This window comes from Clostridium sp. AF28-12, from assembly GCF_003435225.1.
GTDB lineage: Bacteria > Bacillota > Clostridia > Lachnospirales > Lachnospiraceae > Pilosibacter > Pilosibacter fragilis.
In genome coordinates, this window is record NZ_QWGJ01000016.1 from 78,165 (window position 1) to 88,368 (window position 10,204).

The window sequence follows — 10,204 nt, forward strand, 5'->3', positions numbered from 1 at the left end:
CCGGGCGGATTGCCCGAAAAACTCCTTCCGAATTTTTCTGATATCACTATTGTATGAGACGGGTCTGTTTTTTATGTTATCCGTAACTGTCAAGTACCTTCACAGTTACATTATTTCAGCTCTACCTTGATCTTCTTCAAATGCCAGATATCTCTTACATACTCCTCGATCGTACGGTCGGAAGAGAACTTTCCTGCGGATGCGGTGTTGAGCATCGCGGTTCTTGCCCACCACTTCTCATCGCGGTATGCCTGGTCGATCTTCTTATGTGCTTCCGCATAGGAACGGAAGTCCTTTAAGATAAAGTAGGTATCTGCGCGGTCGCTGCTCTGGGTGTTGAGCAGGGAGTTGTAGATATCGCGGAACAGCTCCGGATCCTGCGGAGAATAGTAGCCGTTGATGAGCTGCATCAGCACGCGGCGGATATCCTGATCATTGTTGAAGATATCCATCGGGTTGTAGCCGCCGTTGTTTTCAAGGTTGATGATCTCATCTGCGGACGCACCGAAGATGAACATATTCTCCTTGCCGACTTCCTCTGCCATTTCCACATTTGCTCCGTCCATGGTTCCGATCGTCAGAGCGCCGTTCAACATGAACTTCATGTTTCCGGTCCCGGATGCTTCCTTACTTGCTGTGGAGATCTGCTCGCTGACATCCGCAGCGGAGAAGATCAGCTCTGCGTTGGATACACGGTAATCTTCAATGAATACGACCTTTAATTTGCCGCCGATGGACTTATCGTTGTTGATCACATCAGCCACATTGTTGATGAGCTTGATGGTCAGTTTTGCACGCTTATATCCGGCTGCTGCTTTCGCACCGAAGATGAAGGTTCTCGGAACAATGTCCATATTCGGGTTATCTTTTAACTGGTTGTAGAGATACATCACATGAAGGATGTTCATGAGCTGTCTCTTGTATTCATGAAGACGTTTTACCTGAACATCGAAGATGGATCGCGGATCGACATCGATGCCGTTGTGCTCCTTGATGTACTTTGCAAGACGGATCTTGTTCTGGTACTTAATATTCATGAATTCCTGCTGGCACTTCTCATCATCCACATAAACAGAAAGCTTTTTAATATTGGAGAGATCTGTGATCCACTCATTTCCGATCTTATCGGTCACCCAATCTGCAAGCAGCGGGTTGCCGTGAAGCAGGAAACGTCTCTGGGTAATACCATTTGTTTTATTATTAAACTTCTCCGGCATCATCTCATAGAAGTCACGAAGCTCCTGTTTCTCAAGGATCTCTGTGTGAAGCTTCGCAACACCGTTTACAGAGAAGCTGCCGACGATTGCAAGGTAAGCCATGCGGACCTGTCCGTCGTAAATGATCGCCATTCTGCGGATCTTCTCGTTGTCACCCGGATATCTCTGCTGGATCTGGGCTACAAAACGGCGGTTGATCTCCTCAACGATCTGGTAAACACGCGGAAGCAGACGGGAGAACAGCTCGATCGGCCATTTTTCAAGAGCTTCAGCCATGATGGTGTGGTTTGTGTAGGCACAGGTCTTTGTCGTGATCTCCCAGGCCTCATCCCACTCTAAGTTCTCCTCGTCAAGTAAGATACGCATTAACTCAGCAACCGCAACGGTCGGATGTGTATCGTTTAACTGGAAGGATGCCTTCTCATAGAATTTATGGATATCGTCATGCTTTTCCTTGTACTTTTTGATGGCACGCTGAACACTGGCAGAAATAAAGAAATACTGCTGTTTTAAGCGAAGCTCTTTTCCGGAATAATGGTTATCATTCGGGTAAAGGACCTCAACGATGGTCTTCGCCAGATTCTCCTGCTCAACAGCTTTCTGGTAATCGCCCTTGTCGAACTCGCTTAAGTTGAAGGTATTCACCGGCTGTGCATCCCAGATTCTTAAAGAGTTTACAACATTGTTGCCGTATCCCATGATCGGAATATCATACGGAACCGCCATAACGGACTGGTAGCCCTTCTGTACGAAATGGTTTCTCTTTCCGTCCCATTCTGTCTCCACATAACCGCCGAATTTGACCTCCGTCGCATACTCTGCGCGGCGGATCTCAAACGGATAGCCGTCCTTCAACCACTCATCCGGGACCTCGATCTGATATCCGTCACGGATCTGCTGTTTGAACATTCCATAACGATAACGGATGCCGCAGCCATATGCCGGATAGCCTAAAGATGCAAGGGAATCCAAAAAGCATGCCGCAAGACGTCCAAGACCGCCGTTTCCGAGTGCCGGATCCCGTTCCTGATCCTCAATGGAATTCAGGTCAAAGCCCAGTTCAGAAAGTGCCTCCTCGATTTCCTTCTGCTCACAGAGGCTGATGATATTGTTGCCGAGGAAACGACCGGTTAAAAACTCCATGGACATGTAGTAAACGATCTTCGCATCCTGCTTGTCGTACTCTTTATGAGTCGCGATCCAGCGGTCGATGATCATGTCCTTAACTGCAAGTGCGACAGCCTGGTAAACCATAGCCGGAGTCGCCTCGTCGATCGTTTTGCGGTAGATGCTCTTTACGTTAAACACAATGGTCTTCTTCAGTTCATCCTTGTTAATTGTCTGACTCACCCCTAAAGTCCTCCTTTATACTCTCTTAATGGCCGGATCCCGCGCCATGCCTCTTCAGGCCGCGTCTGTGATCCGGTCAATGTGAACCCCTTATTTACAGGAAGGTTCCGCATTGCGGGTCTGTCCATAAATATTGTTCATGAAATCCCCGCGCTGCGGAACTTTTTCCTGTTGTCATCCGTCTATTTTGTCACTTTCGCTACGCCGAATACAACATCCTCGCCGTTGATGTTCCATTCCTTCGTGTAGCCTGCCATCTCGCCGAGCATGATGTTGTCTGCCATGACCTCGCTCTTTAACTCATCCGCGTACTTCTTGATCAGATCCGCGATCTTCTCATTCTTGTCCGCGTAAACGTAGATATGGTCCATAACCTCAAATCCGGCCTCTTTACGCATGGTCTGGATCTTGCTGACGATCTCACGGTAGAAGCCTTCCTCGAGAAGCTCCGGTGTCAGTGTTGTATCGAGAACAACGGTCACGGTGTTGTCTGCCTCGGATACATAGCCTTCTGTCTGTGCCATATCGATCAGGAGGTCATCCTTTGTGAGAACAACTTCATTTCCGTCAAAGTTGAAGGTCAGAGCGCCCTTCTCGTTTAAGGTATCCATCGCAGCATTTCCGTCAAGCTCCGTCAGGGCTTTCTTGATATTTCCGAGCTGTTTTCCGTACTTCGGTCCTACCGTCTTAAGCTGCGGCTTGAAGGTGTAGGAGGTAAAGCTTCTCACATCGTCTGTGAACTCTACGGACTTCACATTTAACTCGTCCTCGATGATCTCCTGATAGAACTCCGGAAGCTTCTCCGGTGCCTTTACGAACATCTTTGCGATCGGCTGACGGTTCTTGATGTTTGCGGTATTTCTTGCCGCACGTCCCATCACAACGATCTTTAAGACTTCATCCATCTTTGCTTCCAGCTCGGCATCGATATGTGCCTCATCAACGGCCGGGAAGTCGCAGAGGTGGATGCTCTCCGGAGCTGTCTTGTCAATGGATCTTACAAGGTTCTGGTAGATTTCCTCCGTCATGAACGGGATCATCGGAGCTGCTGCCTTACTGATCGTCACGAGTGCTGTGTAAAGAGTCATGTAAGCGTTGATCTTATCCTGCTCCATGCCCTTTGCCCAGAAACGCTCACGGCTTCTTCTTACATACCAGTTGCTCATGTCATCCACAAACTCCTGGAGTGCTCTTGCTGCCTCCGGGATGCGGTAGTTCGCAAGGTCATCATCCACTGCCTTAACAGTAGAATTCAACTTGGATAACAGCCATTTATCCATAACCGGAAGCTTATCGTACTCCAGTGTGTACTTGGTCGCGTCAAAGTTATCAATATTCGCGTAGAGGACGAAGAATGCATAGGTGTTCCAGAGAGTACCCATGAACTTTCTCTGTCCTTCCATAACAGCCTTTCCATGGAAGCGGTTCGGCAGCCACGGTGCGCTGTTGATGTAGAAGTACCAGCGGATCGCGTCGGCACCATATGTCTTCAGGGCGTCGAACGGATCGACAGCGTTTCCTTTGGACTTACTCATCTTCTGTCCGTTCTCATCCTGAACGTGGCCGAGAACGATAACGTTCTGGTACGGCGGTTCATTAAAGAGCAGCGTGGACTCGGCAAGGAGGGAGTAGAACCATCCTCTTGTCTGGTCAACAGCCTCGGAGATGAACTGTGCCGGGAACTGTTTGTGGAAAAGCTCCTGGTTCTCGAACGGATAGTGGTGCTGCGCGAACGGCATTGCGCCGGAGTCGAACCAGCAGTCAATAACCTCCGGTACACGGTGCATTTCTTTTCCGCAGTCCGGGCAGGTGATCACTACATCATCGATAAACGGACGGTGAAGCTCAACTTCTCCCTTGTCTCCGTCCATCTCCTTGCTGTATTTCTTAACAACATCCTGATAGTTCGGGCTCATCTTCTTTAATTCTTCACGGCTGCCGATGCAGTGCATCTTTCCGCACTCACACTGCCATACCGGAAGAGGTGTGCCCCAGTAACGGTTTCTGGAGATTCCCCAGTCCTGAACGTTCTCCAGCCAGTCGCCGAAGCGTCCTTTACCGATGGATTCCGGAATCCAGTTGATCTTATTGTTGTTGCGGATCAGGTCATCCTTCACCGCTGTCATCTTGATGAACCAGGACTCTCTCGCATAGTAGATAAGCGGTGTGTCACAACGCCAGCAGAACGGGTAGCTGTGCTCGAATGCCGGTGCCTCGAATAACAGACCTTTTTCCTTTAAGTCTTTTAAGACCATCGGATCCGCTTTCTTCACGAATACGCCTGCATACGGAGTTTCCTTTGTCATGTCGCCCTTTGCATCTACAAGCTGTACAAACGGGAGATCATAACGACGGCCTACCTGGGCATCGTCCTCACCAAAAGCCGGTGCAATGTGTACCACGCCGGTACCGTCTGTCAGGGTAACATAATCTGCGCATGTCACGAAGTATGCTTTCTTGTGCTGTTTCTCACAGATCTCAACTGCGCAGTCGAATAACGGCTCGTACTCCTTGTACTCAAGGTCCTTACCTGTGTAAGTCTCGAGGATCTCGTAAGCAGGAGTTCCGTTCTCCTTGTCAGCAAGCTTCCCGAGAACAGTGTCAAGAAGAGCTTCCGCCATGTAGTAGGTATAGCCGTCTGCGGCCTTTACTTTTGCGTATGTCTCTTTCGGGTTTACGCAGAGTGCCACGTTGCTCGGAAGAGTCCACGGAGTCGTTGTCCATGCAAGGAAGTATGCGTCCTCGCCTTTTACTTTGAAGCGGGCGATCGCAGATTTCTCTTTTACATCCTTATATCCCTGGGCAACCTCGTGGCTGGAAAGCGGTGTTCCGCAGCGCGGGCAGTACGGAACGATCTTGAATCCCTTGTAGAGGAGTCCTTTGTCCCAGATCTGCTTTAATGCCCACCACTCGGACTCGATGTAGTCGTCATGGTAAGTAACATACGGGTTATCCATATCAGCCCAGAAACCAACGGTGCTGGAGAAATCCTCCCACATTCCTTTGTATTTCCAGACGCTCTCTTTACATTTCTCGATGAACGGCTCAACACCGTACTCCTCGATCTGCTCTTTTCCGTCGAGACCAAGAAGCTTCTCGACCTCAAGCTCTACCGGAAGTCCGTGGGTATCCCATCCGGCCTTACGCGGAACCATATAGCCCTTCATGGTGCGGTATCTCGGGATCATATCCTTGATGACACGGGTAAGTACGTGTCCGATATGCGGTTTTCCGTTTGCGGTAGGCGGTCCGTCATAGAATACGTAAGGGGTTCCTTTTCTGCGGCTGTCGATACTCTTTTCAAAGATCTTTTCATCTTTCCAGAATTTCTCAACCTGTTTTTCCCTGTCCACAAAGTTCAGGTCTGTTGATACTTTCTCGTACATGACACATTTCCTCCAATCAATGTTTTGCGCATAACTTTCTCGTTGTTATGCTCTTCGTGTTTTGTGTGTCGTATGCTGAATCAGTAATAAAAAAGCCCCATTCTCAATGAGAACAGGGCGAAAATAACGCTTTTAACCACCTATTGCTGCATACTGACATATGAGTTCCCTTTAACGGCGGAATCACCGGGTACACTTACTTTCCAAAAGCAGTACCGCTTTCAGGGTTCAGCTTCCAGCTCGGGAGTGATCTTCCTTTCACGAAAAAGCACCGGGCTTCCATCGTCCCCGGCTCGCTTTGGCTTTCTGCTTGTGAACCTACTGTCTCCGTCATGGCTTTTTTCTATGGATCGTCTGAATGCAACCATCGAATCTGTTCATAGTTACATTTTTTTACACTCAGACAAAATAATGATGTTGGGGTCAAAAGGTCTTTTGCCCCCTTTGATACCGGATTGTTTCGCACTACGTGCTTCCACAATCCTCAAAACATTCATAATCCGCTCATTTTTCTACGAAAAATGGCTACTTATTCATGTTTTAGGCGGGTCCCAAGGTCAAAAATCCTCTTGCAAGCAAGCTTGCATCAGATTTCCGACCTTTTGACCTTGGTATCAAAATAATTATAGTAATAAGGTATTTAAAAGTCAAGGGAATCCCTCGGGAGTTGCGAAATCTTTCCATATTGATGCCGTCTTCCTGTTTTCTTTCTTAACTTTTTAGGCACATTTTACGTTCTTTTGAAGTGTTCGTTACTTTTTTAACACGCAATTTGCCTTTTCGCACAAGAACTGATATAATCAACCACAACACGTTTGACAGCCGCCCGGTTCTTTTGGGGTGAACCGCACTTAAGCTGTCGTTATCGTCCGGCATTTTTATACGCTCCGGACTGCTGCGTTTAATATTCCGCTGACACTTACCGCGGAGAAATTTAAGGAGAAACATTATGAGCGAACGAAACCTGACGCTGCTTACAGATCTCTACGAGCTGACCATGATGCAGGGTTACTTTCATGCAAAGGATGCAAATGAGACTGTCATCTTCGACGCATTCTACCGCACAAATCCGGATGGAAACGGATTTGCCATCACGGCCGGCTTAGAGCAGGTTGTCGAATACATCGAAAATTTACACTTTGATAAGGAAGATATCGATTATCTCCGCACCACAGGACTCTTCGGGGAAGATTTTCTGGAGTACCTCTCCACCTTTAAATTCACCGGTGATATCTACGCGATCCCGGAAGGAACCGTCGTATTCCCGAGAGAACCGCTCGTAAAGGTCATCGCCCCGATCATGCAGGCCCAGCTTGTTGAGACCGCGATCTTAAATATCATCAACCACCAGAGCCTGATCGCAACAAAGACTTCCCGGATCGTCCATGCAGCCCGCGGAGACGGAGTCATGGAGTTCGGTTTAAGACGTGCCCAGGGTCCGGATGCCGGAATCTACGGTGCGAGAGCCGCTATGATCGCCGGCTGTATCGGTACTTCCAACGTGCTCTGCGGTCAGATGTTCGATGTCCCGGTAAAAGGAACCCATGCCCACAGCTGGATCATGAGTTTCCCGGATGAGCTCACCGCCTTCCGTACCTACGCGAGACTCTATCCGACCGCATGTATCCTGTTAGTCGACACTTACGACACCTTAAATTCGGGGATCCCGCATGCAATCCAGGTATTCAAGGAGATGCGCGCGGAGGGAATCCCGCTTACCTTCTACGGAATCCGTATGGACAGCGGAGACCTCGCTTATCTCTCCAAAGAGGCGAAAAAAATGCTCGATGCGGAAGGCTTCACGGACGCTGTGATCTCCGCATCCAACGATCTCGATGAGACCCTGATCACAAGCTTAAAGAACCAGGGCGCAACCATCAACTCCTGGGGTGTCGGCACAAACCTGATCACCTCCAAGGACTGCCCGTCCTTCGGCGGTGTTTATAAGCTCGCGGCGATCATGGACAAGAAGACTGGAACCTTCATCCCGAAGATCAAGCTCTCCGAGAACGAGGAGAAGATCACAAACCCGGGCAACAAGACCACCTACCGTATCTACGGAAAGGACAGCCACAAGGTCATCGCTGATATCATCTGTCTCGTCGGCGAGACGTTCAATGAGGACGAGCCACTGTTGCTCTTTGACCCGATAGCGACATGGAAAAAGACACTCCTCGCTCCCGGAACTTATACGATGCGTGAGCTTCCGGTGCAGGTATTCAAGGACGGCGAGTGTGTCTACCACTCCCCGAAGGTCATGGATATCCAGAAATACTGCAAGGAAGAGCTCAATACCTTATGGGATGAGACAAAGCGTCTCGTAAACCCGCATGAGGTCCATGTGGATCTTTCCAAGCCGCTTTGGGATATGAAGCATGCTCTGCTCGACAAATATCATTTCGAGTAAATTCCAGTTCACATGTTCCTCATGACAGCGGCATGCACCGCCGGATCCATTTAACCATGAAACCATATACCGCCCGGAGTATTTTCAGTCTCCGGGCATTCTGCAAAAAGAGGGAAATACTATGAGCGCAACAGATATCGCCACATCCGTCGATGTGGACCTTGACTTAATTTATGAACAGACAAAAGCGATCGCCGAGGAGCTGATCAATACCGCCGCAATGAAACCGGGGCAGATCCTGGTGGTGGGCTGCTCATCCAGCGAGATCGCTGCCCACGCGATCGGCTGCTACTCCAGCAGCGAAGTCGGACAGGCTGTCTTTACCGCCCTTTCCCATGTGACAAAGAAACACGGTCTCTACCTCGCCGCCCAGTGCTGTGAGCACTTAAACCGCGCCCTGATTGTCGAGGAAGAATGTGCTGCGAAATATGGCCTTGAGATGGTGAATGTAAAGCCGCAGTTGAAGGCCGGCGGTTCCTTCTCCACCGCCGCGTGGAATGGCTTTGAGCATCCCTGCGCAGTGGAATTTATAAAAGCACACGCCGGGATCGATATCGGTGACACCTTGATCGGTATGCATCTGCGCCATGTCGCCGTTCCGGTCCGCACCACCATCAAATCCATCGGCTCCGCCCATGTTGTCTGTGCGAGAACACGGCTCAAATATATCGGCGGCGAGCGGGCTGCTTATCAGAAATAAAAAAGGGGCTGTCGCACTAACGTGCGGCAGCTCATTTTATATATCCAACACAAAACGCCGAGCTTCGAAAAGCCCGGCGTTCGTGGTATAATCAGTTTATGCGACTAAACAAAATAATACAGAAACCGTTCATTTAAGACCAATGATTCTGCAGTGTTTCGATATCATACGGACAGGGATAACCTTCTCCAGATGATATATATGATCATGTCCGGTTACTTCGAAGATGATGCTTCGGATGAACTGACCAATGATCCTGTTTTTAAAGCTGTACTTGAAAAATCCGCATTAGCATCTCAGCCAACCGTATCAAGATTCTTTAACCGCATGGATGAAGATACTTTAAAGCAATTCCAGGAGATCAGCCGGATACTCAGAAAAAGGATCTACAGCATCCAGATGCCTCAGTCCGTGATCCTGGATCTGGATTCTACGCTCCTCGCAGCATACGGCAAACAGGAAGGCAGGGCATTTAACTTCCATTATCAGAGTAATGGCTACCATCCGCTCGTCTGTTATGACAGAATCACTGGTGATCTGATAAAAATCCAACTCCGTGATGGAGCGGCTTATTCCTGTACCGGTGTAACCGATTTCCTGCAGCCGATTCTCGACGAGTACCTGAATGATTATCCAACCATCCATCTCCTGCTTCGCGGCGATAGTGGTTTTGCAACTCCTGATCTCTATAAACAGTGTGAGGAAAACGGAACAAGCTATGTCATCCGGCTGAAGGGAAACAAGGTTCTCCGTGAAAAAGCGTCGTTTCTTGCAGATGCACTTACCAGTCGGACTCAAAATAACAAGGTAGACTACACTGTGGTTTACGGTGAATTCATGTACAAAGCTGGTCCATGGCCTTATGAAAGACGCGTTGTGTGCAAGGTTGAGAAGCCAGAAAACCAAATGGTTTACATGTATACCTTTATCGTCACAAACATGGATTCCTCACCAGAATACCTTATCAAATTTTACTGCAAAAGAGGTCTGATGGAAAACTTCATCAAAGAAAGCAAATCTGGTTTTGATTTTTCTGCGGTGAGCAGTCACAACAGAATTGTAAATGCAAACAGAGTCCAGGTACATGCTCTTGCCTATAACATATTTAATTGGTTTAGACGATTGGTATTATCAGCAGAAATGC

At 48.7% G+C, this 10,204-nt stretch carries 4 protein-coding genes and 1 pseudogene; 3 read left to right on the top strand and 2 right to left on the bottom strand.

Annotated features, from left to right (window positions below):
• Nucleotides 1-110 precede the first annotated feature (110 nt).
• Nucleotides 111-2,567 carry a glycogen/starch/alpha-glucan phosphorylase gene (locus tag DWY93_RS13180; RefSeq protein ID WP_117472482.1) on the bottom strand — a complete coding sequence of 819 codons (2,457 nt, stop codon included), beginning with the start codon at nt 2,565-2,567 and terminating at the stop codon, nt 111-113.
• Between the two features lie 182 nt (nt 2,568-2,749).
• Complete coding sequence (gene ileS / locus DWY93_RS13185; RefSeq protein WP_117472484.1) at nt 2,750-5,953, bottom strand: isoleucine--tRNA ligase; 3,204 nt, start codon at nt 5,951-5,953, stop codon at nt 2,750-2,752.
• 949 nt (nt 5,954-6,902) lie between these two features.
• Between ileS and DWY93_RS13190 the strand changes: the two genes are divergently transcribed.
• The 3 genes and pseudogenes from DWY93_RS13190 to DWY93_RS13200 all read left to right on the top strand — a co-directional run.
• Nucleotides 6,903-8,360, top strand: a complete 1,458-nt coding sequence (locus DWY93_RS13190) for a nicotinate phosphoribosyltransferase (protein WP_117472486.1) — start codon at nt 6,903-6,905, stop codon at nt 8,358-8,360.
• A 121-nt stretch (nt 8,361-8,481) separates the two neighbouring features.
• Nucleotides 8,482-9,060 carry a TIGR01440 family protein gene (locus tag DWY93_RS13195; RefSeq protein ID WP_015553719.1) on the top strand — a complete coding sequence of 193 codons (579 nt, stop codon included), beginning with the start codon at nt 8,482-8,484 and terminating at the stop codon, nt 9,058-9,060.
• A 123-nt stretch (nt 9,061-9,183) separates the two neighbouring features.
• Nucleotides 9,184-10,204: pseudogene (locus DWY93_RS13200) on the top strand (IS1380 family transposase); the annotation flags it as partial.

Coding starts and splice junctions, on each gene's coding strand:
- ileS (WP_117472484.1), bottom strand. CDS start 5,953: ATGTACGAGAAAGTATCAACAGACCTGAACTTTGTGGACAGGGAAAAA.
- DWY93_RS13190 (WP_117472486.1), top strand. CDS start 6,903: ATGAGCGAACGAAACCTGACGCTGCTTACAGATCTCTACGAGCTGACC.
- DWY93_RS13195 (WP_015553719.1), top strand. CDS start 8,482: ATGAGCGCAACAGATATCGCCACATCCGTCGATGTGGACCTTGACTTA.